This window comes from Subtercola lobariae, from assembly GCF_014640255.1.
GTDB classification, from domain to species: domain Bacteria; phylum Actinomycetota; class Actinomycetes; order Actinomycetales; family Microbacteriaceae; genus Subtercola; species Subtercola lobariae.
Window position 1 is genome coordinate 30,353 of record NZ_BMGP01000007.1, and the last position, 22,974, is coordinate 53,326.

Below are 22,974 nucleotides of genomic sequence, written 5' to 3' on the forward strand. Positions count from 1 at the left end.
GCTGCAGCGCTGCGCTGACGCGCCGCGCCGCGCTGCGCTGCCGCGCTGCGCTGCCGCGACGCACCGCGCAGCGCTGCTCCGCGCGCGCCCGCCCTTCCCTCCCACCCAATCGGTTTGACGCAAACGCCCCCTAACCGACGCGATACCGCGCCTTTGCGTCAAGCGCAGCGCAGCGCAACGCAGCGCAGAGCGGCACCTCCGAGCCCCGGGCGCGCCCGTGCGCCGCTCCGGCACCGATGTTGGGTACCGTAGACCCACACGAACCAGCAGAAAGGGTCTCGCACGGTGTATTTGAAGAGCCTGACCCTCAAAGGGTTCAAATCGTTCGCGCAACCCACCACGTTCGCCTTCGAGACCGGCGTCACCTGCGTCATCGGCCCGAACGGCTCCGGAAAGAGCAACGTCGTCGACGCCCTCGCCTGGGTCATGGGCGAACAGGGCGTCAAGACGCTCCGCGGCGGCAAGATGGAAGACGTCATCTTCGCCGGCACCTCCACTCGTGGTCCGCTCGGCCGGGCCGAGGTCATTCTGACCATCGACAACGCCGACGGCGCGCTGCCGATCGACTACTCAGAGGTCACGATCAGCCGCACGCTCTTCCGCAACGGCGGCAGCGAATACGCGATCAATGGCGACTCGTGCCGGCTGCTCGACGTGCAGGAGCTGCTGAGCGACTCCGGCCTCGGGCGTGAAATGCACGTGATCGTCGGGCAGGGTCAGCTCGACGCGGTGCTGCACGCCAGCCCCGAGGGGCGTCGCGGTTTCATCGAAGAGGCGGCGGGCATCCTGAAGCATCGTCGCCGCAAAGAGAAGACGCAGCGCAAGCTCGAGGCCATGCAAGCGAACCTCACCAGGCTCAGCGACCTGGCAGGTGAGATCAGACGACAGCTGAAACCTCTCGGACGCCAGGCTGAGGTCGCCAAAGAGGCTCAAGGCATCGCCTCGATCGTGAGGGATGCCCGCGCCCGCCTGCTCGCCGACGAAGTCGTCACCCTGCGAGCCGCCCTCGACGCCCACAGCCACAGCGAGAGCGAACGCCGCACCGAGCGCATCGTTCTGCAAGAGCGCCTTGAACAGAATCAGCTGCGCATCACCCGCCTCGAGCAGCAGCAGGTGGGCGATGCCGTCGACCTCGCCCGGCGAACCGCCTTCGGGCTCGAATCCGTGCAAGAACGCCTGCGCGGACTTTTCACTCTCGCGAACCAGCGTCTCGCACTGCTGGGCTCAGAGCAGGGCGCCCACGATGTTTCGCCCAGCGTGACGCCCTCGATGGTTCAGGATGCCCGCGACGAAGCCACCCGGCTCGAAGCCGCCGTGGCAGCCGCTGAACAGAACTGGCGCGATGCCCAAGTCGGCACGCTCGCGGCCCGTTCCTCCCTCGATGCGGTCGACGAGCAGATCTCGGTGCAGAGCGCGCTCGTCTCGAAACACGACCTCGAACTCTCGAAGCTCGGTGGCCAGCTCGAGTCGGCGAACTCTCGCCTTGCCGCCGTGCGCGGTGAAGATTTGCGCCAGCAGAATGCGCTCGACGCCGCTGCCGAGCGGCGCGAACGCCTGCAGGCCGAGTTCGTCGCTCTCGAGGCCGAGGCCGCCTTCACCGATGCCGGCGAAACCGACCTCGACGAGGCCTACGAGTTCGCGCAGGCCGCGGTGTTCGAGGCCGAGGCCGAGATCGAGCAGCTTCGGGATGCCCTGCACACCCACGAGCGCGAACGCGACGCCCTCGCCGGTAAGACCGCGGCCCTCTCGATGGCGCTCGGCCAGAAAGACGGCTCGAGTGAGCTCGCCGCCGCCGGAGTCTCTGGCGTGCTCGGCCTCCTCGCCGACCACGTGCAGGTCGAACCCGGGTTCGAGGGCGCCATCGCCGCCGCCCTCGGCTCCCTCGCCGACGCCGTTCTCGCCGAGACTCCCGCCGCGGCCTTCGCTGCGCTCGCGGCCGCCCGCGCCTCCGACATGGGCCGCGTTGAGGTAGTAGTGGCCATCTCCGCCCCCTTCGCCCCCGCCACTCGCGCGTTGTCAGCCCGCGGCTCGGCCGCCACCTCCGCTGACATTTCGGCGAGAGAAGCCGTTTCAGACGAGAGCGGCCGTTCCGCTGGCGTCTCTCGTCTGAACCAGACGCTCTCGTCGGCCGAGGGCGGCACTCTGGGGCTGGTGCGCGCGGTGGATGTGGTGACGGCACCCGAGGGCGTAAAGGCGCTGCTCGCGAACACCCTGATCGCCGATGACCTCGATGCGGCCCGAGCGGCGTGGCCGAGCATCCACGCCGCCGCTGCAGCTGGCACCGCCGCAGCCAGCGCCGACCCCGAAGCCGCTGACCGCGCTCGTGAGGCCGTTACGCCGAATAGAGACCGCTCTGCCGGCCTCAATTCGACGCAACAGGCTCACTCAGCCGAAAGTAGTCGGAACGGCGAGGGGTTCGGCGGCGACTCCGACGGCGCGAGCGACCCGCGTTCGGCGGGCGACCTGAACGGTGCGAGCGACCCTGGTTCGGCGGGTGACCTGAACGGGCCGAGCGACCCTGGTTCGGCGGGCGACCTGAATGGCGCGAGGGCGCCGCGTTCGGCGGGCAGCGGCTCTGGCCCGCTCACCATCATCACGCAGGGCGGCGACGTGCTCACCGAGTACGTGCTGCGCGGCGGCTCCGGCGCCAAGCGCAGCAGGCTCGAGCTCGTGGCCGAGCGCGACGCGGCGGCAGACCGCCTCGAGGTGGTCACTGCCGACATCGACCGCGCCAAATTCGCCCTCGCTGAGCAGCGCGGCATTCTGCAGAACGCAAAACAGCAGTCGACCACCGCGCTCGCCGCGTTGCGCGAGTTCGATTCGCGCCTCGCCGCCCAGACCGAGCGCCTCTCGCGCCTGCGCGCCCAGGTCGACGCGAGCCAAGGCGAGTACGAACGCCTCGAGCGCAGTCGTGGGCTCGCCGCCGAAACCGTCGCGGGTGCCGTGATGAACGCCGAGAAGGCCCGCGCCGAACTCGAATCCGCCCGAGCACGCCCCCGCCCGATTCTCGACGTCAGTTCGCGCGACGACCTCTTCGCCGCCGTGGAACGCGGCCGCGAGAGCGAAATCGAGGCGCGCCTGCAGCTCGAAACCGTTCGCGAGCGCGTCAGGGCCGAACGGGCACGCGTCGTCGACCTCGAGCGCCAGCTCGACGCCGAACGCGCCGCCGCCGAAGAAGCCGCCCGTCGTGCGGTGATTCGCCGCAGGCAAGTGGATGCAGCCACCTCCGTCGTCGAAGCCCTTCCCGAGGTGCTGCACTCGGTCGACGAGGCGGTCGCCGAAGCGCGGCTCGACCTCGGCAAGCGTGAATCCGAGCGTGCAGAACAGAACGCCGAGCTGACCGAGCTGCGCCGCGAAGAATCCGGTCTGCGCGAGCGCTTGCAAGGCATCACCGAGAACGTGCACGGACTCGAGCTGCAGATCTACGAGAAGAAGCTGCACCTCTCGAGCGTGCTCGAGCGCGTCGGCTCCGAACTCGGTCTGATCGAAGACGACCTCGTGGCCGAATACGGGCCCGACCAGCGCATTCCGCTCGACGCCTCGTCGCGGCCGGCGCGCGGTAGCGCGCGTGCATTGACCTCGCCCTCGAACGGTGCACCTGCTGACGCCAGCGCGAGCAACGACGCCAGCGAGAACGATGACACTGACACTGACACCGAGACCGTTGCCTTCGACCGTGACGAGCAGAAGCGGCGGCTTGCCAAGGCTGAGCGGATGCTCGCGGAGCTCGGTCGCGTGAATCCACTCGCTCTCGAAGAATTCGATGCGCTCGAGCAGCGGCACAAGTTCTTGACCGAACAGCTCACCGACCTCACGAACACCCGCAAAGACCTGCTGACGATCATCGACGAGATCGACGACAAGATGAAGTTCATCTTCGAAAGCGCCTTCAACGACACCCGTGACGCGTTCGCCGATGTGTTTCCCATTCTCTTTCCGGGCGGCACGGGCAGCATCTCGCTCACCAACCCCGACGATCTGCTCACCACCGGAGTCGAGGTGAGTGTGAAGCCGGCCGGCAAGAAGATCGAGCGGCTTTCGCTGCTCTCGGGCGGCGAGCGGTCACTTGCCGCTGTCGCCCTGCTCATCGCGATCTTCAAGGCGCGCCCCAGCCCGTTCTACATCATGGATGAGGTCGAGGCGGCCCTCGACGACGCGAACCTGGGGCGGTTGCTCACGATCTTCCGCGACCTGCGTGAGACCTCGCAGCTCATCGTCATCACGCACCAAAAGCGCACCATGGAGATCGCTGACGCGCTCTACGGGGTGTCGATGCGGCAAGACGGCGTTTCGGCGGTCATCGGCCAGCGCGTGGAGGTTGCTTCGTGATGCGGCTAACGAGCATCCATCAGCCCGACGGCAGCCAGCCCGACGGCAGCCAGCCCGACGGCAGCCAGCCCGACGGCAGCCAGCCCGACGGCAGCCAGCCCGACGGCAGCCAGCCCGACGGCAGCCAGCCCGACGGCAGCCAGCCCGACGGCAGCCAGCCCGACGGCAGCCAGCCCGACGGCAGCCAGCCCGACGGCAGCCAGCCCGACGGCAGCCAGCCCGACGGCAGCCAGCCCGACGGCAGCCAACCTGCCGGCACCCAGCCCGCGAACCCCCAGCCCGCCAACCGCCAGCCCGACAGCGAAAGCGAGCGCTGATGCAACTGCCGAAGGTCGGGAGCCTGTTCAAACGAGTGCATTCGGGCTCATACATGCTGGCGTGGGGCACGCTCGCGCCCGAGGCACCGACGACGATCGTAGTGACCAGCCCCGACTTCACCGAGGGCGGCGCGATTCCGGGTGTCTTCGCGGGCGAGGGTGAGGGCGACAACGTCTCGCCGGCCCTGCAGTGGAGCGGCGTTCCCGACGGCACACGGCAGCTGTTGCTGATGGTCGAAGACCCGGATGTTCCGGCGCCGCGGCCCGACAACTACCTGATCGCGCGGCTCGACCCGAGCAGGTCTGGGGTAGCGCGTGGCGAACTCAACAGGGAGGCCGTCAACACCGGAATCGTGCTGCACCCGAACTCGTTCGGCCGGGTCGGCTACGCCGGGCCCTACCCGATTCGGGGCCACGGCCCGCATCGCTACGTGTTTCAGCTCTTCGCGCTCTCGAAACCGCTGCCGCTGCCCGCGAAGGCCAAACGCGACGAGGTGGCCAACGCGACGTACGGCAACATACTCGCTCGCGGGCGAATCTGGGCAACATTCGAACGACCGTAGACCGGTGGCCCGGGCGTGTTACAGAATATGAGCAGAGCCCACGACGACAAAGGAGTCACCATGCCCGACTACGTTTCTCGTGCCGAAATACTCATTCGTAAGGCACCTGAAGACGTGTGGCAGATGCTCACGGCCACCGGTTCGAACCCGGAGATCATGTTCGGGGCCGAAATCGTGACCGATTGGCAGGTCGGGCATCCGATTGTCTGGAAGGGCGAATTCAAGGGCACGACCTACGAAGACAAGGGCACCATTCTCGAGGTCGACGAGCCGCGCACGCTCAGCATGACGCACTTCAGCGCGCTCACCGGGCAGGCCGATGAGCCCGAGAACTATCACACGGTCTCGTATTCGCTCGAGCAGGTGCCTGAGGGCACCAGGGTCGCGCTCACCCAAGACAAGAACCCTACGGTCGAGGCGGCGGCGCACTCCGAAGAGAATTGGATGCTCATGCTCAAGGGTCTCCGCTCAGTAGTAGAGGGAACCCTCGTCGACGACTGAGGTCGTGAGCGACCGATGAAGGCGGCGCACAAAAGTGTGCAGATTCATATTTATGGACTCAGTCTGATAAATGTATAGTGGCCTCATGGTCGAGTTTTTCGTTGCAGATGTCGGTAGCCGTTCGGTTCCTTATGAAGAGGGCCTCGTGATGCAGCGCTCGCGCCGCCGAGCGGTCTGCGATGGTGCAGAGAACGTGGTGATTCTGCTCGAGCACGAGGCGGTCTATACGGCCGGGCGTCGCACCGACGACTCCGAGCGCCCGACCGATGGCTCCGCGGTCATCGACGTCGATCGCGGCGGCAAGCTCACCTGGCACGGCCCCGGCCAGCTCGTCGGCTACCCGATCGTGCGGCTGCGTGAGCCGATGGATGTGGTCGCCTACGTGCGCACGCTCGAATCCGTGCTCATCGCCGCACTCGCCGACTCGGGCGTCGAAGGCTATCGCGTCGACGGCCGCTCTGGCGTCTGGGTGCAGGTCGGAACGGGCCCGTTCGCGAAAGACGCGAAGATCGCCGCCATCGGCATCCGGGTCGCCGAGGGCGTGACATCGCACGGCTTCGCGCTCAACTGCAGCAACAGCCTCGAGCCGTACGCGCACATCGTGGCCTGCGGCATTCGCGACGCCGGAGTCACGACCATCACCGACGTGCTGGGCCGCAGGGTCGACCCCGTCGATGTGCTCGCTTCGGTCGAGCGCCACCTCGCAGAGGCGTTCGCCGCCGAAGGTTCTCCGGTCGCCGAGGCTCGGGATGCCCGGGTCGGGGTCAACGCGTGAGCGCCCCCGCCAGCGCACATCAGCTCGGTGGCCGCAAACTGCTGCGCCTCGAGGTGCGTAACGCCGAGACGCCCATCGAGAAAAAGCCCGACTGGATCAAGACGAAGGCCCGCTTCGGCCCCGAATACCGCCAGCTGCAGGAGCTCGTCAAGAGCGAAGACCTGCACACCGTGTGCCAAGAGGCCGGGTGCCCGAACATCTTCGAGTGCTGGGAAGACCGCGAGGCGACCTTCCTGATCGGCGGCTCGCAGTGCACCAGGCGCTGCGACTTCTGCCAGATCGACACCGGAAAGCCCGCAGACTACGACCGTGACGAGCCCCGCCGGGTCGCCGAGTCGGTGACGCAGATGCGGTTGCGCTACGCCACGGTGACGGGTGTAGCCCGCGACGACCTGCCCGACGAGGGTGCGTGGTTGCACGCCGAAACTGTTCGGCAGATCCACCAGCAGAACCCGGGCACGGGTGTTGAGATTCTCGCGACCGACTTCTCGGGCAACCCCGATCTGCTCGCCGAGGTCTTCTCGTCGCGCCCCGAGGTTTTCGCACACAATGTCGAGACGGTTCCGCGCATCTTCAAGCGCATTCGGCCTGCGTTTCGGTACGAGCGTTCGCTCGATGTGCTGACGCAGGCACGCGCGGCTTCGCTGGTGACCAAGTCGAACCTCATTCTCGGCATGGGCGAGACCCGCGAAGAGATCAGCCAGGCGCTGCAAGACCTGCACGACGCGGGTACTGACATCATCACGGTGACGCAGTACCTGCGCCCCTCACCGCGGCACCTGCCGGTCGACCGCTGGGTCAAGCCCGAAGAGTTCATGGAGATCAAGGAGGAGGCCGAAGAGATCGGTTTTCTCGGGGTGCTCGCCGGCCCGCTCGTTCGTTCGTCGTACCGCGCCGGTCGCCTCTGGGCTCAGTCGATGCACCGCAAGGGCTGGGCTATCCCTGAGGGTCTCGAGGCACTCGCCGAGGCGCAACTCGCAAACGCGCAGCTCGGCTTCGCCCAGGCGGTCTGATTCGCGGGATGCTCGGGGCCGGGCATCCACGTACCGAGGGGTAGTACACCTAAGCTGGGGGGCATGGCTGAACGAACACCGTGGTCGCTTTCCGGTGCCCTGAGGGGCATGTTCGCGAAGCGGCTCATCGACCAAGAGACGTGGGACGACCTCGAGACCGCCCTCATCACGGGCGACTTCGGCATCGATGTGACCGACGAGATCGTGGCCGACCTGCGCGCGAAGGTCGCTCGCTACAACACCACAGACCCTAAAGACCTGCAGCGGATGCTCCGTGAGGCCCTCGAAGAGCGGTTCTCGAAGCTCGACTCTACCTTGAAGCTCAGCGAACGCCCTGCCGTGGTGCTGGTCGTGGGCGTGAACGGCGTGGGAAAGACCACGACCATCGGCAAGTTCGCGAAGTTTTTGCGCAACTACGACCGCAGCGTGGTGATCGGTGCTGCCGATACATTCCGCGCCGCCGCCGTGGAACAGGTTGCAACGTGGGCCGAGCGCGCAGGGGCGCAGATCGTGCGCCCGCAGCAAGAGGGTCAAGACCCGGCATCCGTCGCCTTTCAGACCGTCGACTTCGCCAAGCGCAACGGCATCGAAATCGTCATCATCGACACGGCCGGCCGCCTGCAGACCAAGGGCGGCCTGATGGATGAGCTGACCAAGATTCGCCGGGTGGTCGAGAAGCAGGCTCCCGTATCTGAAGTGTTGCTGGTGCTCGACGCCACGACAGGCCAGAACGGCTTGGCTCAGGCAGAGGCATTCATCGAACATGCGGGCGTGACCGGGCTTGTGCTCACCAAACTCGACGGCTCGGCGAAGGCCGGGTTCGTGCTGGCCGTGCAGGAGAAGACGGGCATCCCGATCAAACTCATCGGTCAGGGTGAGGGCATCAACGACCTCACCGGGTTCACGCCGCACGTGTTCGTGCAGAACCTCATCGGCTGAGGCCCAGGCTTTGGCTGAGGCCGGGTTGAACGACCGGGTACGAAGGGAGACGCGGTATGCACCTCGAGGCGTGGCATGACCTCTTCGTCGCGTCAGCAGGGGCGGCGGCGGCCCTCGCCGGTCTGATCATCGTGGCGATGTCGGTGAATATCAAAGAAATCATCGCCATTCGTTCGATGCCTGCGCGTGCAGGCACCTCCATCGCCGCGCTCGTGCTGATCGTGGTCGTGTCGATCGGAGCCCTCATTCCGGTTCAGGCGACGTGGATGCTCGGGCTCGAGACCCTCGTCTTCGCCCTGGTAGCTCTCGCCTTCGCCGCCGACGCCACCGTGCGCCTCGTACAAGACGCACGCGAATCCGCTGCCGCGGGCCAGCGCCGCCCCCTGAGCAATATCATTGCGAACGCCTCGTTGAGCGTGATTCAGGTGATTCCGTTCGTCGTGGGCGGCGTGATCTTGGTGGTCGGCGGCCAGACAAGCGTCGGGCTCTCGTGGATCGCCGCGGGAATCTTGTTGGTCTTCATCGGCGCTGTGGTGAACGCTTGGGTGCTTCTGGTAGAGATTCTGCGCTGAGCCTCGAGATTCTTCGCTGAGCAGAGTGGATGATCGTGGCCCCGCCGGGCATCCGTTCGCCATCGGCGTGCAGGTACGAGCCGCCCCTCGCAGCGAGTACCCGGCGTGAGCGGTTAAGATTGTTGCACCATGGCCACTTTTGGAAACCTCTCTGACCGCCTCGCCGATACCTTCAGAAACCTGCGCACCAAGGGCAAGCTCAGCCCGGCAGACGTCGACGGTACCGTTCGCGAGATTCGGCGCGCCCTGCTCGATGCCGACGTGGCGCTGGATGTTGTTAAAGACTTCACCGGCAAGGTGCGCGAGCGGGCCCTCGGCGACGAGGTCAACAAGGCGCTGAACCCGGCGCAGCAGGTCGTGCAGATCGTCAACGAAGAGCTCATCGCGATTCTGGGCGGCGAAGCGCGCCGCATCAACTTTGCGAAGAAGCCGCCGACCATCATCATGCTCGCAGGCCTTCAGGGCGCGGGTAAAACGACGCTCGCCGGCAAGCTCGCGAAGTGGCTCGCCAAAGACAACCACACGCCGCTGCTCGTCGCGGCCGACCTCCAGCGCCCGAACGCCGTGCAGCAGCTGCAGGTCGTCGGCAGCCAGGCCGGCGTCGCTGTGTACGCACCCGAGCCCGGCAACGGCGTGGGCAACCCGGTGAAGGTCGCTCGCGATTCGATCAAATGGGCCGTCGACAAGCAGTACGACGTGGTCATCGTCGACACCGCCGGCCGCCTCGGTGTCGACGCCGACATGATGAAGCAGGCCGCAGACATTCGCAAGGCCGTGCAGCCCGACGAGGTTCTGTTCGTCATCGACGCGATGATCGGTCAGGATGCCGTGGCCACCGCCAAGGCGTTCCAAGAGGGTGTCGACTTCACCGGCGTCGTGCTGACGAAGCTCGACGGTGACGCCCGAGGTGGTGCCGCTCTTTCGGTCGCATCGGTCACCGGCCGCCCGATCATCTTCGCCTCGACCGGCGAATCGTTGGACGACTTCGAGCCGTTCTACCCGGATCGCATGGCATCGCGCATCCTGGATCTCGGTGACATTCTCACCCTCATCGAGCAGGCGCAGGGCGCGTTCGACGAAGAAGAGGCCGCGAAGGTCGCGGAGAAGTTCCGCACCGACACGTTCACGCTCGAAGACTTTCTCGGCCAGATGCAGCAGCTGCGCGGTGCCGGTTCGATCAAGAAGATGATCGGCATGCTGCCCGGCATGGGCGCCATGAAAGAACAGCTGAACAACTTCGATGAGCGCGAGATCGTGCGTACCGAGGCGATCATCCAGTCGATGACGAAGGCCGAGCGCCAGAATCCCAAGCTGCTGAACGGCTCGCGACGCGTGCGCATCGCGCGTGGTTCGGGCATGACGGTGACCGATGTGAACCAGCTCGTGCAGCGCTTCGAGCAGGCCGCGAAGATGATGAAGACCGTGGCGCGCGGCGGTGTGCCGCAGATTCCCGGAATGGGTCCGGTGCCCGGGGCCGGCTTCGGTGGTGGCCGCGGCAAGCAGCTCCCGCCGAAGAAGAAAGGCTCGAAGTCGGGCAATCCGGCAAAGCGCGCGGTGGAGAACGCCGCAATCGCCTCCGGCGAGAAGCTGCCCGCCGGCGGTGCGGCCGCGTCGGCTGGCGCCTCGGGCTCGAAGGGCTCGGGCTTCGGCCTCGGCGGCAGCAACGGCCGGCCCGAGGGTGCGCCCTCCGAGCAAGAACTCGAGTCGCTGCAGAAGTTCCTGCGCCGCTGACCCTCCACGCGCTCTCGTGCGGTCGACCTGCGATCTCAAGCTCGGGAACCGTTGTACGTTGCGCAAAAGCACCGAGAATCCGAAGCGCAGGTGCTTTTGCGCAACCTGCTCGCGGGGAGGGGCGCTCTCGCGCGAGTTCTGAGGCTCGACAAGGGCCGGCCGGCGCGCGCGCGTGGGGAGCAAGCGCCGCGGGAGCGCGCGGTGCGAGTCGGCGTCGCGACCGGGCATAGGCTTTTGATATGACTTCTGCCGCCTCACGCCCCGTTCGCATCGGGGTTCAGATCGCGCCCCAACACTCCACGTACAGCGAGATTCGCGACACCCTCAACACGCTCGAAGAGCTCGGCGTCGACGTTGCCTTCAACTGGGACCACTTCTATCCGCTGAGCGGCGACGCCGAGGGCACGCACTTCGAGGGGTGGAGCATGTTGGCGGCCTGGGCTGAGCAGACCACGAGCATCCAATTCGGCCCGCTCGTCACCTGCAACACCTACCGCAACCCCGATCTGCTGGCCGATATCGCCCGCACCGTCGACCACATCAGCGCCAAGAACGGCGCCGAGGGCAGGCTCATCTTCGGCATCGGCTCGGGCTGGTTCGAGCGCGACTACGACGAGTACGGCTACGAGTTCGGCACGGTTGGTCAGCGATTGGATGCTCTCGCCGAGTCACTGCCGCGCATCGAGTCGCGCTGGGCGAAGCTCAACCCGGCTCCGACGCGCAAGATTCCCGTGCTGATCGGTGGTGGCGGTGAGAAGAAGACGCTGCGCATTGTGGCGAAGCATGCGGATATCTGGCACAGTTTCGCCGACACCGAGACCCTCGAGCGCAAGCTCCTCATCTTGCGCGGCCACTGCGAGGCAATCGGCCGCGATTTCGACGACATCGAGATCTCGACGGGAACGCGCCCGCACGCCGCGGACTCGGCCGCTCAGGTCGAGGCGCTCGAGGCGCAGCACGCGCTAGGCGCCACCCTCTTCACCCTCGGAATCACGGGCCCGGGCCTCGACCCCTCACCCGTGCGCGACCTGCTCGCCTGGCGCGATGAGGTCAACTCCCGCTGACGCTGACGCTGACGCTGACGCTGACGGTGCGCGTCAGCCGGCCAGGCCGTGCCGCAGCTCGTGCGTCAGCCGCCGGCCAGGCCGTGCCGCAGCTCGTGCGTCAGCGAGGAGACCACCGCGTGCAGGCTGCCGCCGTTCTCGGCGGCCACGCGCAACTGACGTTGGTAGCTGGCGCCGTGCTCGAGAATGAGGTTGATCTGGGCTAGTTCTGCAGAGCATCCGAGGCGCTCAGCCACCGGAGCAAGCGTCACTAGCAGGTCGCGAATCTCGTCGGTGACCAGGCGTTCGTCGCCCGCCGAATTGAGAATGATCTCGGCGTCGAGCCCATACCTGGCCGCCCGCCACTTGTTCTCGCGCGCGAACCAGGGCTGCAACGTGACGAGCGAACGGCCGGCGTCGAGCTCTGACGACATGTGCTCGACGAGGCACTGGATGAGCGCCGCAACGCCCCCGATCTCTTGCGGGCTCGACAGCCCGTCGCACGCGCGCATCTCGACCGTGCCCCATTTCGGCGACGGCCGAATATCCCACCGCACCTCGCTGAAGTCGTCGATGATACCCGTCGTGGTCATGTCGGCGACGTACTTTTCGTACTCGCTCCACTCGGCGAATTGGTACGGAAGCCCGGCCGTCGGCAGCTGCTGAAACATCAACGCCCGGTTCGACGCGTACCCCGTATTGACGCCGCCCCAGTACGGACTCGACGCGCTGAGCGCCTGCAAATGCGGGTAATACGTGAGCAGCCCGTTGAGCAGCGGCAGCACTTTGTCGCGCGATTCGATGCCCACGTGCACGTGGATTCCCCAGATGAGCATGTTGCGACCCCACCACTGCGTGCGATCCACGAGCCGGTGATACCGCTCTTTGTCGGTGACCTGCTGGTCGAACCACTGCGCGAAGGGGTGTGTGCCCGCGCACATCAGCTCTACGTCGAGGGGGTCGGTGATGGCCCGCACTTCGTCGAGTTGCGCCAAGAGGTCGGCAACGGCATCCGGAACCGTCTTGTGCACCCGGGTGACCAACTCAACGGTGTTGAGCAACAATTCTCCGGTGATCTGCGGATGCTCGGAGCCGTCTTCTTGGCGAAGAGCCTGCAATACCTCGGTGGCCACCGAGACCAGGTTGCCGGTCTGCTGGTCGACGAGCGCGATCTCCCACTCGATTCCGAGAGTGGACCGTTCTGATGCGGCGAATGAGATCTGCATCTCACCACTGTGACATCGATTGGGTGCGAATCTGGGAACTGGCGAGTTATTTCGCTGCGGGATTACTGCTTGGCCGCAAAATCTGACAGAATGGTCTGTCGAGTCTCTGCCCGCCCGACCCTCTAATCAGGCGCGGCTGGAGAACCCCAGAACTTATTCTTGGCCGAGTGTGCATCCCCACGCTCACGGCCGGCAGTTCGCCCCATAAAAATTACTCAGGAGAATTGTGGCTGTAAAGATCCGTTTGAAGCGTTTGGGCAAGATCCGCGCTCCTTACTACCGTATTGTCGTCGCCGACTCGCGCACCAAGCGCGACGGCCGTGTCATCGAAGAAATCGGCAAGTACCACCCGACCGAAGAGCCCTCGTACATCGAGGTCAAGAGCGATCGCGCCCAGTACTGGCTGTCAGTCGGCGCTCAGCCCACCGAGCAGGTTGAGGCCATTCTCAAGCTGACCGGCGACTGGGGCAAGTTCAAGGGTGACCCCAACGCGGTTTCGACCGTTCGCGTGAAAGAGCCGAAGGCCGCTTTCGTTGCAGACGAGAAGAAGAAGCCCGTGTTGCGCCCCAAGGCTGATGCGCCTGCCGCTCCGGTCGCCGCGCCTGCTGCTTCGGCTGACGACGCTTCGGCATCTGACGCTGACGCCGCTTCGTCGACCGAGGCGTAAGTCTTGCTCGCACCAGCGCTCGAGCACCTCGTCAAGGGAATCGTAGACAACCCTGATGACGTGCACGTCGTGGCAAAGAACTCACCACGCGGCGAGGTTCTCGAGGTTCGAGTGAACCCCGACGACCTCGGCCGCGTGATCGGTCGTTCAGGTCGCACCGCGAAAGCGTTGCGCACCCTCGTTGCAGCGCTCGCCGATGGCAAGCGCGTTCGTGTTGACGTGGTTGATACCGATTTCTAAGAACGACACACAACTGAGAGTCGGTCGCCTCACCAAAGCCCACGGGCTGAAGGGCGCGATCAAACTCGAGCTGTTCACCGACGACCCGGGGCGACGTTTCGTTCCGGGCGCGGTGTTCACGCTGCAAGTGCCCACCACGTCTCCCTGGCACGGCAAGACCCTCGAACTGGCCGAACTGCGCTGGTACAACGGGCATCCGGTGGGCTTCTTCGTGGGCGTACCCGACCGCACGGCGGCCGAGTCGCTCGCCAAAGCCATTCTCTGGATCGACCACGATCTCACCGAGACCACCGACGAAGAAGACGCCTGGTTCGACCACCAGCTGGTAGGCCTCGCCGTCATTCGTGATGGCGTTCGCATCGGAACCATGACGCAGATCGACCATCTGCCAGCCCAAGACCTGCTGCACGTGGCAACGGTCTCGGGCGAGGTGCTCGTGCCCTTCGTGAAGGCCATCGTGCCGGCAGTGGATGTCGCGGGCGGCACGATCACGGTCACCCCGCCCCCCGGCCTCTTCGAGGAGCTGCCATCGGCCGCCGCCGACGACGCTTCGGCACGCTCGACGGTTGATGCTCCCGAAGCGGCCTTCGCCGCCTACGATCAAATCGACGTATCGCTGGTCAGCGGTGCCGGTTCAGCTTCCGAACCGGTCGCGCCGATGACAGCAGAAACCACGAGCGAGTAGCGTCTACTGCGCTACTGTGACCCCTCCGGCACGACGTAGTACTCGACGGTGTCGCCGTGCAAGCCACCTCGACTGTACGTGAGGTACACCTTGTACGCCTCATTCTCAAACACGTCATGCGGCTCGCTTGCATCGTCATTTGCGACAGGCGTGTAGCCGGCTCCGGTGAGCTGGTCGGGGATGCTCGATTTCGCCGCGTCGAGATCAGGGGTCGAAATCACGACGTCGTACCGCACGTAGTTGTCGGCACCAGTCTCTTTGGTGCCAGTGACGATAGTGCTCTGCAGAAGAGGGATAGACGAGGGAAAGCCGGGTGCAACGCACCCCTGAACGCTCGTTCGCGAAGTGCCGTCTTGATAAGAGCTACTGTTCTGGAAGCCGCAACCGAATCGAGGACCGTTGTAGCCAACGAACGGAATGTCGCCCGTCGAGGCGCCGATGCCCAGTGCGACTATACCCCCGACAAAAGCGACAAACACCACGACAACCACAAGACACCCAACCGATGAGCGTTTGCGTCGGCTTCGCTTCATCGCGACACCCGAAGCCGCGGTCTCTCGGCGTTCATTGTGACGATGATGTGGGGTCGATCGACGTGATGAGATATTCGGCGGTTGGCCCGTGTGGGCCGGAATCGGATAGCGTGACGCCAACGTCATATCCGTTGCCTGTGAACTCGAGGTCGAAACCTTGCCCAATGTCAGCAGGATCGATCGAAGTGAAGCCGGCGCCAGCGAGCTGATTTGCGATCGAGTTCGATCCGCCGATTCCGAAAGGGAGATCGGAGAGCAGGTCTGGAAAGGCCGAGATACTCGAGGCAATGCCTGCTCCAGCTATCAGGAGAGCAACGACCGTGATGATCAAACCGCGTCTTTTTCTTTGCATGGTTGCAGCTTTCAACAGTGAGAAAAGATCACTATAGCATGAGCGATTGATCGTATTCGAACGTGTTATGGCCCGCCTATTGAGCGCCGGCTGGCACGATGTAGTACTCAACTGTGTCGCCATGAGGGCCGCCTTCAGTGAACGTGAGATAGATCTTGTATGTGTCGTTCTCGAACACGACGTGAGGCGTCGATGTGTCATTGTTGTCGACACTGTGGTAACCCGCTGCTGTCAGCTGAGTCGAAATGGAACCTTGTGCGCCGTCGAGGTCGGAGGTTGTCATGATCACGTCGAATCGCTGATAACCGTTGTCGCCGATCTCTTTCATACTGTCGACGATGCGCCCCTGAAGCAGTGGAATCGACGTAGGAAAGTCGGGCGCTGTGCAGCTCTGAACCTCGATCTGCTTAGTTCCGTCGACAAGATAAGACGTTGTCTGCTGCCCGCAGCCGTCAAACCGTACGCCGGAGTAGTCCATGACGAGTACTCCGTTCAGGGTAAGCACAACGATGGTTGCGATCGCCGCCACCAGGCCGAGAATCATCAGCAGACATCCGCCGCGTTTCATCGATGACCTCCTATAGATGAGAAAAGATCAGTCTAGCAGCGCGGGATAGGGTTTTGAGATGCGCATCGACATCGTCACGATCTTTCCTGAGTACTTCGGGGTGCTCGATGTGTCGCTGCTCGGGCGGGCCCGCGAAGACGGCATTCTCAAGGTCGAGGTGCACGATTTGCGCGACTTCACGCACGATCGGCACCGAACGGTCGACGACAAGCCGTACGGCGGTGGGGCAGGCATGGTGATGAAGCCCGAGCCGTGGGGTGAGGCGCTCGACGCGATTCTTCCCGCGACGCCCGCACTCGCGACGCCTACCGCGCCCACCGAGGTGCCCGGGGTTGCTCAGGGCGATTCGGGCGAAGTGGATGCCCGTTCCGGGGCTACCGGCGGCCCCATCGTGATCTTCCCGTCCCCCGCGGGCGAGGTCTTCACGCAGGCGATGGCGCGAGAGCTGAGCTCGGCCGAACATCTCGTGTTCGGGTGCGGGAGGTACGAAGGCATCGATCACAGGGTGTTCGAATTTGCCGCGACCCGAGCATCCGTTCGCCTGGTGAGCCTCGGCGACTACGTGCTGAACGGGGGAGAAGTCGCCGTCATGGCGATGATCGAGGCGATCGGGCGGCTGATTCCGGGCGTTATCGGCAACCCCGAGAGCCTCGTTGAGGAGTCGCACGAAGACGGGCTGTTGGAGTACCCGAGCTATACAAAGCCTGCCGAATGGCGGGGTTACGAGGTGCCGTCGGTGTTGACGAACGGCAATCACGGGGCGATTGCGGCGTGGCGCCGCGATGCTCAGTTTGAGCGAACCCGCCGCGTGCGCCCCGATCTGTTGCCGCCCGAGTAGTGGCGCGGATTTCGATATGCAGGCTGCGCGGGTTACGCGCGGGCGCTCAGCACGAGGGGGCCGTCGGCCGTGATCGCGATGGTGTGCTCCATGTGGGCGCCACGAGAGCCGTCGGCGCTGCGTAAGGTCCAGCCGTCGCGGTCGGTGACGATCTTGTTCGTCGTTTCGAGAAACCAGGGCTCGATCGCGATGACCAGCCCCGGGTCGAGGTGCACTCCGCGCCCCGCGCGACCGTTGTTGGGCACGTGAGGGTCGCCGTGCATGGTGCGGCCGACGCCGTGTCCGCCGAATTCGGTGTTGATGGAGTAGCCGTCGGCTAGCGCGACAGCGGCGATGGCGGCCGAGATGTCGCCGATTCTGCCGCCGGGTTGCGCGGCGTTGATCGCCGCGGTCAGGGCACGCGTCGTGGTGTCGATGAGCTGGGCATCCTGCGGCCGCGGCGTACCCACGATCACCGTGATGGCGCTGTCAGAGACCCAGCCGTCGACGGATGCGGCGAAGTCGAGCGACACCATGTCGCCGTCTGCCAGCCGGTAGTCGTGCGGCAGGCCGTGCAGCACCGCGTCGTTGACCGAGGTGCAGAGCACCTTGCCGAACGGGCTGGCGCCGAACGAGGGGTGGTAATCGATGTAGCACGACTCGGCGCCGCGGGTCCGAATCATGTCGTGCGCGATTCGGTCGAGCTTCAGCAGATTGACGCCCACTGCGGCCTGTTCGGCGAGCTCGGTCAGAACCTCGCCAACGAAAACGCCGGCTGCGCGCAGCTTTTCGATTTCGGCTGGAGTTCTGAGTTCGATCACTGGTGTTTCCCTTTGATTTGACTGTGTTTTTGTAAGGCCCGAGGGCGTAACCAACGTTACCCGCCGTAACCTTGAGATATGTTCGTTCGTCGAGCCTTCTACTACTGGCAGCCGGCTGCTGCCGTCGTGCTTCCGCTCTGGGTTCTGATCGGCTGGTCGATCTTCGGCGGGTCAGCCTGGCAGTTCTTGCTGGTGCTTCTGTCGTGCGGCGTTCTGGCGCTTGCGCTCGCCGGTGTGGGGCTGCTGAACTTCTCGCGCAAACAGGTGCGCACCGAGCGCGCTGTCTCGTGGCCGGATGCCGCACTGCTCGCTGCCTGGCAGGCGGCCATCATCGCGGTGGGCTTTGTGACACCTTTCACGGCCGTTCTCTCGGTGGCCGTCGTTGTTCTCGGTTTGGCTGCCTTCTGGACGTCGTTTGTCGAACTCGCCCGCGAAACACGCCGCCGCGTGCAGGGTGTGTACAACTCATTCCAGTACGCGGCGCAGATGGGCGGAGCCGCGCCGGCAGGCGCCGGAGTCGGTGCCGCGCCCATGCCGCCTCGCATCGAGGAACACGAATACATCGTGATCGATACGGGCCGCAGTCACGAGAAGTGAGGCTCGGGCATCCACTCGCCGAGTCGCACTCGCAGGCGCGCCGGCTGAGCGGTAACCGCAGATAGGCGCATGCCTTTGCATATTGCCCCCTCGGCATGGCAGAATTATCGATTGTGCCACCGCCAGGCTCTGCCACAGGGGAGTTCTGCAGTAACGAGTGCCACATCACCCTTTTTCTACCTAACCCGTAGTCGACCTGTGGCGGTTACAGAGAGCGATACATCATGCACATTCTTGACGCCGTAGACGCAGCATCGCTGCGCAGCGACATTCCCGACTTTCGCGCCGGTGACACTGTTCGCGTTCACGTCAACATCATCGAAGGTACTCGCTCGCGTGTGCAGGTCTTTCAGGGCATCGTCATCGGCCGTTCGGGCGAAGGCGTGCGCGAGACTTTCTGCGTTCGCAAAGTCAGCTTTCAGGTCGGCGTAGAGCGTACCTTCCCGGTGCACTCGCCGATCATCGACCACATCGAGGTTGTGACCCGCGGCGACGTGCGTCGCGCGAAGCTGTACTACCTGCGCGCGCTGCGTGGCAAGAAAGCCAAAATCAAAGAGAAGCGCGACGCGTAGTTCGTCGACTCTTTTCGTTCGGGAGCTTTGCTGTCGAACAATCTGACCATTCGGTAACGCGGCTGTGAAATTGCTCACGGCATCGCGAGTTCTGGACGGTTATCTGAGCCCTCGCCCCATAAAATGGGGCAGGGCTCAGATTCGTTTAAGACAAGAAACAACTCAATGACAGAAACACCGGTGCCGACGCGGCCTCGCAGCGGCAAGCGCGGGGGTCGGCGTTCTCGCAGTGCTGCCCTGTTCGCACGCGACATCATCATCATCTTCTTGGTGGCGTTGCTCGCTTCTGTGCTCATCAAGACGTTTCTGGTTCGCTCGTTCTACATTCCGTCGGGGTCGATGGAGAACACGCTGCAGATCAACGACCGCATCTTGGTCAACGAGCTCGAGCCGAACCTCATCCCCATCTCCCGGGGCGACGTGGTGGTGTTCAAAGACCCGGGCGGGTGGTTACAACCTCAGCCCGAGGCGCCCACAGCCCCTCTGGTATCGGCGGTCAACTGGGCACTGGATGCTGTGGGCCTGGCCGCGACAGACAGTAACGATCACCTGATCAAGCGGGTCATCGGGCTGCCAGGCGACCACGTGACCTGTTGTAACGCGCTCGGTCAGATGATGGTGAACGACGTGCCACTGAACGAGCCGTACCTCAAGCTGCCCGACGGTGTGACGAAGGTTTCAGACCTGGCGTTCGACGTCACCGTGCCAGCAGGTTCGCTGTGGGTGATGGGTGACAACCGCTACAACTCGGCAGATTCGCGGTACAACCAAGACAAGCCCGGCGGTGGGTTCGTGCCCATCAGCGACGTGGTGGGGCGGGCGCTGTGGATCACCTGGCCCTCGAGCCGGTGGACGTTTCTCGATAACTACTCCGCCGTCTTCCGAGGCGCCAAAGACGCGGCTCCTGGCGCTCCACCGGGCGGTTCGGGATGACACCGGTGAAAGACCCGACGCTGCGACATGAGCGCGCGCTTGGCCGCCAGGGCGCGCGGCTGATCATCGGGGTCGATGAAGTGGGGCGCGGGGCGCTCGCGGGGCCGGTCGCTGTGGGAATGTGCGTCATCGACCCGGTGCGGCCGGGAAAGTTTCCGGCCGGCCTTCGCGATTCGAAGCTGCTGGCCGAGGCCCGCCGCGAGCAACTGGCTCCGCTCGCCTCGGCGTGGGCTCGGGCATCCGCTGTGGGCCTGGCTAGTGCGGCCGAAGTCGATGAGCTCGGCATCATCTTCTGCTTGGGCCTTGCCGGGGCGCGGGCGCTGTCGACGCTACTGGCCGCGGGAGTCGACGTCGAGGGAGCAGTGCTCGTGCTCGACGGCAATCACGACTATTTGAGCCGCCACCTCGTGTCAGTCGTGCCGAACCCGCTCACGGTGACCACGAAGATCAAGGCTGACCGAGACTGCGCCTCGGTGGCAGCGGCGTCGGTGGTGGCGAAAGTGCACCGTGACCGGCTCATGATTGCACTCGACGCCGAGGTTCCGGGCTACAGCTGGGCGAGCAATAAGGGGTACGGCAGTTCGGCGCACTTCGAAGCGCTCGAGTTGCTGGGGCCGAGCGATCATCATCGGCGCACCTGGCTGAAGAGCGAGCGTGCACTGTTCGAGCTTGGCGCCGACGGTGAGGTCGAAGTGGATGCCCAGGGTGAACTCGAAGCCGATGAAGCTGCGCTCGGAGTCGACGTTGCCGAGCTCGAGGTCGATGAGGCCGCGCGGGCATAGACTTGTCGCACCATGGAAGAAGATGAGTTCGAGGATTACGACCGTGAGGTCGAGCTAGCCCTCTACCGCGAATACCGCGACGTCGTGTCGCAGTTCAAGTATGTGATCGAAACCGAACGCCGGTTCTACCTGGCCAACGATGTCGAGCTGGTCAGGCGCGACACCGAGCACGACTTCTATTTCGAACTCACCATGAACGACGTGTGGGTGTGGGACGTTTATCGTTCTGATCGGTTCGTGAAATCGGTGCGAGTACTGACGTTCAAAGATGTGAACATCGAAGAGCTGTCGTCGAAAGACTTCGAACTGCCGAAAGAACTCGCGCTCGACGAGTAGCTTTTCGCGTTTTCTTGTTCTGCACAGGTTGTCGCTCTAGCGCATTGTGCACAGATTGACCCCTCGGCGATTCTGACCGCGTTAGCCTTTGCCAGTGTTGCTGGCGGAGGCACGAATGAAGGCGAAAGACGAACTCGGCAGGCGCGGCGAACAGCTGGCTGCCGACTATCTGGTGGGGCGCGGCTACACCATTCTCGAGCGCAATTGGCGGTGCTCGCAGGGCGAGATCGATGTTGTCGCCCAGACGGCGGGTGTGACCGTCTTCGTCGAGGTGAAGACACGGTCGGGGTTGTGGTACGGGCATCCGTTCGAGTCGATCACCGTGGCGAAACTGGCAAGGCTGAAACGCCTGAGCACCGCGTGGTGCGAGGCTGCGGGCGGTGGTCGCCGGCAGATACGCATCGACGCCATCGGTGTTGTCGCGCCACTTCGTGATGCGGCGACGGTCGAACACCTCGAGGGAATCTTCTGATGGTGGCGCGAACGCATTCCGTAGCGCTGCTCGGCATGACCGGCTCAATGGTCGAGGTCGAGGCAGACATGGGCAACGGCCTGCCGACGCTGATGATCATCGGGCTGCCAGACACGGCACTGGCGGATGCTCGTGACAGGGTTCGGGCTGCAGCAACCAACTCGGGCTGCCCGCTGCCCGTGAGCAAGATCACCGTGAACCTCTCGCCAGCGGCGCTACCGAAACACGGCTCGACGTTCGACCTGGCCATCGCCATGGCGATTCTGGCGGCGGCGGGTACCATTTCGGCGGCGTCGGTCGAGAGTGTGGTTCACTTGGGCGAACTGAGCCTCGACGGCAGGTTGAGGCCGATGAACGGGGTGCTGCCAGCCATTGCTGCCGCTGCGCGAGCCGGCTTTCGCACCTTCGTTGTGCCAGCGGGCAACCGGCACGAGGCAGAACTGGTTCCTGGCGTGAGAATCGTGCCGGTCGCTTCGATGCGCGATGCCGCGATCTTTCACGGTGGCGCCTTTGATCCCATCGATTTGGAGGTACTCGAAGGCAGCGACGCAGCCGATGACAGCGAGCCTGCCCCTGAGTTGGCCGACGTCATCGGCAACCCTGATGCCGTTCTGGCGCTGGTTGCGGCGGCGGCGGGCGGCCACCACATGTTCATGCTCGGGCCGCCCGGAGCAGGCAAGACAATGCTCGCGTCGCGGCTGACCGGGCTGCTACCCGATCTCGACACCGCCCGAGCGCTCGAGGTGAGTTCGATCCGCTCACTCTCGGGTGCGGGTGTACCCCGCACACTCGCTACCCGGCCGCCGTTCGAGAGCCCGCACCACACGGCGTCGGCAGCCGCGCTCATCGGTGGCGGTTCGAAACAGATTCGCCCGGGCGCGGCAGCACGGGCATGCCACGGCGTCTTGTTTCTCGACGAGGCGCCGGAGTTCGCCACCAATGTGCTCGATGCGTTGCGGCAACCGCTCGAATCGGGGGTGATCAGCATTCATCGCGCCAACGCCGTGGCCAAGTTTCCCGCTCGCTTTCAACTTATTCTGGCGGCCAACCCGTGCCCGTGCGGGCAGTACGGTGCTGCCGAGCTGAACTGCACCTGCACTCCGAATACCCGGCGCAGGTACCTCGCTCGCCTATCTGGGCCGCTGCTTGACCGCATCGACATTCAGGTGCAGGTGCGGCGGGTCACTGCCGGTGAACTTCGGCTAGCGCGCACGGAGCCGCGACTCAACACGGCACAGGCGCGAGAGCACGTGGTCAGCGCAAGACGGCAGATGGCGCACCGCCTGCGCGGCACCGGCTGGCACCTCAACAGTGAAGTTGCCGGCGAATGGTTGCGGTCGGGGCCGCATCGTCTGCATCACGAGTCGACCGAAGTGCTCGACCGAGCGCTCGAACGCGGCGGAATCACCATGCGGGCGTACGACCGCATTCTGCGCGTGGCGTGGACTCTCGCAGACCTCGACGGCGTCGATCAACCCGAGCGCGACCACATCGGCCGCGCCCTTTATCTCAGAAAGTCGCTGGCACTATGACACTGTTTTCGCTCGATGAGTCGCAGATCTTCGAGGCGATCCGTGCGATCACCCCTCA

At 64.7% G+C, this 22,974-nt stretch carries 26 protein-coding genes; 21 read left to right on the forward strand and 5 right to left on the reverse strand.

What is annotated here, in order from left to right; translation table 11 throughout:
- Positions 1-285 precede the first annotated feature (285 nt).
- From IEX24_RS17165 to IEX24_RS17210, 10 genes are all read left to right on the forward strand, one after another.
- Positions 286-4,329 carry an AAA family ATPase gene (locus tag IEX24_RS17165; protein ID WP_188680534.1) on the forward strand — a complete coding sequence of 1,348 codons (4,044 nt, stop codon included), beginning with the start codon at positions 286-288 and terminating at the stop codon, positions 4,327-4,329.
- Positions 4,326-4,646: a hypothetical protein gene (locus tag IEX24_RS17170; protein ID WP_188680536.1), complete on the forward strand. Its 321-nt coding sequence runs from the start codon at positions 4,326-4,328 to the stop codon at positions 4,644-4,646. The genes IEX24_RS17165 and IEX24_RS17170 overlap by 4 nt, the downstream gene beginning before the upstream one ends.
- Positions 4,646-5,209 (forward strand): YbhB/YbcL family Raf kinase inhibitor-like protein, encoded by a 564-nt coding sequence (locus tag IEX24_RS17175; protein ID WP_188680538.1) that lies wholly within the window; start codon positions 4,646-4,648, stop codon positions 5,207-5,209. The genes IEX24_RS17170 and IEX24_RS17175 overlap by 1 nt, the downstream gene beginning before the upstream one ends.
- A 60-nt stretch (positions 5,210-5,269) precedes the next feature.
- Positions 5,270-5,710, forward strand: a complete 441-nt coding sequence (locus IEX24_RS17180) for an SRPBCC domain-containing protein (protein WP_188680540.1) — start codon at positions 5,270-5,272, stop codon at positions 5,708-5,710.
- Positions 5,711-5,795: 85 nt separating this feature from the next.
- Positions 5,796-6,485 carry a lipoyl(octanoyl) transferase LipB gene (gene lipB / locus IEX24_RS17185; protein ID WP_188680542.1) on the forward strand — a complete coding sequence of 230 codons (690 nt, stop codon included), beginning with the start codon at positions 5,796-5,798 and terminating at the stop codon, positions 6,483-6,485.
- Positions 6,482-7,498: a lipoyl synthase gene (gene lipA / locus IEX24_RS17190; protein WP_229715493.1), complete on the forward strand. Its 1,017-nt coding sequence runs from the start codon at positions 6,482-6,484 to the stop codon at positions 7,496-7,498. Before lipB ends, lipA begins: the two co-directional genes overlap by 4 nt.
- Before the next feature lie 63 nt (positions 7,499-7,561).
- Positions 7,562-8,437, forward strand: coding sequence for a signal recognition particle-docking protein FtsY (gene ftsY, locus IEX24_RS17195; RefSeq protein ID WP_188680544.1), 876 nt, complete (start codon positions 7,562-7,564; stop codon positions 8,435-8,437).
- A gap of 56 nt (positions 8,438-8,493) precedes the next feature.
- Positions 8,494-9,009, forward strand: coding sequence for a hypothetical protein (locus IEX24_RS17200; protein WP_188680546.1), 516 nt, complete (start codon positions 8,494-8,496; stop codon positions 9,007-9,009).
- Positions 9,010-9,138: 129 nt separating this feature from the next.
- Positions 9,139-10,740, forward strand: a complete 1,602-nt coding sequence (gene ffh / locus IEX24_RS17205; RefSeq protein WP_188680548.1) for a signal recognition particle protein — start codon at positions 9,139-9,141, stop codon at positions 10,738-10,740.
- Between the two features lie 239 nt (positions 10,741-10,979).
- Positions 10,980-11,804 carry an LLM class F420-dependent oxidoreductase gene (locus IEX24_RS17210; RefSeq protein WP_188680550.1) on the forward strand — a complete coding sequence of 275 codons (825 nt, stop codon included), beginning with the start codon at positions 10,980-10,982 and terminating at the stop codon, positions 11,802-11,804.
- A gap of 65 nt (positions 11,805-11,869) precedes the next feature.
- Here IEX24_RS17210 and IEX24_RS17215 read toward each other — a convergent pair whose 3' ends face one another.
- Entirely contained in the window at positions 11,870-13,009 is a 1,140-nt protein-coding gene (locus tag IEX24_RS17215) for a glutamate--cysteine ligase (RefSeq protein WP_188680552.1), read from the reverse strand.
- 226 nt (positions 13,010-13,235) lie between these two features.
- Between IEX24_RS17215 and rpsP the strand changes: the two genes are divergently transcribed.
- The 3 genes from rpsP to rimM are packed head-to-tail and all read left to right on the forward strand — an operon-like array spanning position 13,236 to position 14,601.
- Complete coding sequence (gene rpsP, locus IEX24_RS17220) at positions 13,236-13,676, forward strand: 30S ribosomal protein S16 (RefSeq protein WP_188680553.1); 441 nt, start codon at positions 13,236-13,238, stop codon at positions 13,674-13,676.
- A 3-nt stretch (positions 13,677-13,679) separates the two neighbouring features.
- A complete protein-coding gene (locus IEX24_RS17225) occupies positions 13,680-13,916 on the forward strand; it encodes an RNA-binding protein (RefSeq protein ID WP_188680556.1) in 237 nt (78 codons plus the stop codon).
- Positions 13,873-14,601: a ribosome maturation factor RimM gene (gene rimM, locus IEX24_RS17230; protein ID WP_188680558.1), complete on the forward strand. Its 729-nt coding sequence runs from the start codon at positions 13,873-13,875 to the stop codon at positions 14,599-14,601. Before IEX24_RS17225 ends, rimM begins: the two co-directional genes overlap by 44 nt.
- An 11-nt stretch (positions 14,602-14,612) precedes the next feature.
- Here rimM and IEX24_RS17235 read toward each other — a convergent pair whose 3' ends face one another.
- From IEX24_RS17235 to IEX24_RS17245, 3 genes are all read right to left on the reverse strand, one after another.
- A complete protein-coding gene (locus IEX24_RS17235) occupies positions 14,613-15,080 on the reverse strand; it encodes a hypothetical protein (protein WP_188680560.1) in 468 nt (155 codons plus the stop codon).
- Between the two features lie 85 nt (positions 15,081-15,165).
- Positions 15,166-15,501, reverse strand: coding sequence for a hypothetical protein (locus tag IEX24_RS17240; protein WP_188680562.1), 336 nt, complete (start codon positions 15,499-15,501; stop codon positions 15,166-15,168).
- A gap of 61 nt (positions 15,502-15,562) precedes the next feature.
- Positions 15,563-16,054, reverse strand: a complete 492-nt coding sequence (locus tag IEX24_RS17245; protein WP_188680563.1) for a hypothetical protein — start codon at positions 16,052-16,054, stop codon at positions 15,563-15,565.
- A 58-nt stretch (positions 16,055-16,112) separates the two neighbouring features.
- On the opposite strand from IEX24_RS17245, the gene trmD reads away from it, so the two are divergent.
- Positions 16,113-16,892: a tRNA (guanosine(37)-N1)-methyltransferase TrmD gene (gene trmD / locus IEX24_RS17250; RefSeq protein ID WP_188680565.1), complete on the forward strand. Its 780-nt coding sequence runs from the start codon at positions 16,113-16,115 to the stop codon at positions 16,890-16,892.
- A 32-nt stretch (positions 16,893-16,924) separates the two neighbouring features.
- Here trmD and map read toward each other — a convergent pair whose 3' ends face one another.
- Positions 16,925-17,692, reverse strand: a complete 768-nt coding sequence (map, locus tag IEX24_RS17255) for a type I methionyl aminopeptidase (protein ID WP_188680567.1) — start codon at positions 17,690-17,692, stop codon at positions 16,925-16,927.
- A 78-nt stretch (positions 17,693-17,770) separates the two neighbouring features.
- Between map and IEX24_RS17260 the strand changes: the two genes are divergently transcribed.
- From IEX24_RS17260 to IEX24_RS17290, 7 genes are all read left to right on the forward strand, one after another.
- Positions 17,771-18,289, forward strand: coding sequence for an MFS transporter (locus IEX24_RS17260; RefSeq protein WP_188680569.1), 519 nt, complete (start codon positions 17,771-17,773; stop codon positions 18,287-18,289).
- A gap of 224 nt (positions 18,290-18,513) precedes the next feature.
- Positions 18,514-18,861 carry a 50S ribosomal protein L19 gene (rplS, locus tag IEX24_RS17265; RefSeq protein ID WP_188680571.1) on the forward strand — a complete coding sequence of 116 codons (348 nt, stop codon included), beginning with the start codon at positions 18,514-18,516 and terminating at the stop codon, positions 18,859-18,861.
- 165 nt (positions 18,862-19,026) lie between these two features.
- On the forward strand, positions 19,027-19,794 hold the full coding sequence (lepB, locus tag IEX24_RS17270; protein ID WP_188680573.1) for a signal peptidase I: 768 nt from the start codon (positions 19,027-19,029) through the stop codon (positions 19,792-19,794).
- Positions 19,791-20,576 (forward strand): ribonuclease HII, encoded by a 786-nt coding sequence (rnhB, locus tag IEX24_RS17275; protein ID WP_188680575.1) that lies wholly within the window; start codon positions 19,791-19,793, stop codon positions 20,574-20,576. The genes lepB and rnhB overlap by 4 nt, the downstream gene beginning before the upstream one ends.
- Positions 20,577-20,588: 12 nt before the next feature.
- The gene (locus tag IEX24_RS17280; protein WP_188680577.1) at positions 20,589-20,912 is read left to right on the forward strand and encodes a DUF2469 domain-containing protein; all 324 of its coding nucleotides are present in this window, start codon (positions 20,589-20,591) and stop codon (positions 20,910-20,912) included.
- Between the two features lie 115 nt (positions 20,913-21,027).
- Complete coding sequence (locus IEX24_RS17285) at positions 21,028-21,384, forward strand: YraN family protein (RefSeq protein WP_188680578.1); 357 nt, start codon at positions 21,028-21,030, stop codon at positions 21,382-21,384.
- A complete protein-coding gene (locus tag IEX24_RS17290; protein WP_188680972.1) occupies positions 21,381-22,916 on the forward strand; it encodes a YifB family Mg chelatase-like AAA ATPase in 1,536 nt (511 codons plus the stop codon). The genes IEX24_RS17285 and IEX24_RS17290 overlap by 4 nt, the downstream gene beginning before the upstream one ends.
- Positions 22,917-22,974 lie beyond the last annotated feature (58 nt).

Coding starts and splice junctions, on each gene's coding strand:
- IEX24_RS17175 (WP_188680538.1), top strand. CDS start 4,646: ATGCAACTGCCGAAGGTCGGGAGCCTGTTCAAACGAGTGCATTCGGGC.
- IEX24_RS17180 (WP_188680540.1), top strand. CDS start 5,270: ATGCCCGACTACGTTTCTCGTGCCGAAATACTCATTCGTAAGGCACCT.
- lipB (WP_188680542.1), top strand. CDS start 5,796: ATGGTCGAGTTTTTCGTTGCAGATGTCGGTAGCCGTTCGGTTCCTTAT.
- ftsY (WP_188680544.1), top strand. CDS start 7,562: ATGGCTGAACGAACACCGTGGTCGCTTTCCGGTGCCCTGAGGGGCATG.
- IEX24_RS17200 (WP_188680546.1), top strand. CDS start 8,494: ATGCACCTCGAGGCGTGGCATGACCTCTTCGTCGCGTCAGCAGGGGCG.
- ffh (WP_188680548.1), top strand. CDS start 9,139: ATGGCCACTTTTGGAAACCTCTCTGACCGCCTCGCCGATACCTTCAGA.
- IEX24_RS17210 (WP_188680550.1), top strand. CDS start 10,980: ATGACTTCTGCCGCCTCACGCCCCGTTCGCATCGGGGTTCAGATCGCG.
- IEX24_RS17215 (WP_188680552.1), bottom strand. CDS start 13,009: ATGCAGATCTCATTCGCCGCATCAGAACGGTCCACTCTCGGAATCGAG.
- rimM (WP_188680558.1), top strand. CDS start 13,873: ATGGCAAGCGCGTTCGTGTTGACGTGGTTGATACCGATTTCTAAGAAC.
- IEX24_RS17245 (WP_188680563.1), bottom strand. CDS start 16,054: ATGAAACGCGGCGGATGTCTGCTGATGATTCTCGGCCTGGTGGCGGCG.
- trmD (WP_188680565.1), top strand. CDS start 16,113: ATGCGCATCGACATCGTCACGATCTTTCCTGAGTACTTCGGGGTGCTC.
- IEX24_RS17260 (WP_188680569.1), top strand. CDS start 17,771: ATGTTCGTTCGTCGAGCCTTCTACTACTGGCAGCCGGCTGCTGCCGTC.
- rplS (WP_188680571.1), top strand. CDS start 18,514: ATGCACATTCTTGACGCCGTAGACGCAGCATCGCTGCGCAGCGACATT.
- lepB (WP_188680573.1), top strand. CDS start 19,027: ATGACAGAAACACCGGTGCCGACGCGGCCTCGCAGCGGCAAGCGCGGG.
- rnhB (WP_188680575.1), top strand. CDS start 19,791: ATGACACCGGTGAAAGACCCGACGCTGCGACATGAGCGCGCGCTTGGC.
- IEX24_RS17280 (WP_188680577.1), top strand. CDS start 20,589: ATGGAAGAAGATGAGTTCGAGGATTACGACCGTGAGGTCGAGCTAGCC.
- IEX24_RS17285 (WP_188680578.1), top strand. CDS start 21,028: ATGAAGGCGAAAGACGAACTCGGCAGGCGCGGCGAACAGCTGGCTGCC.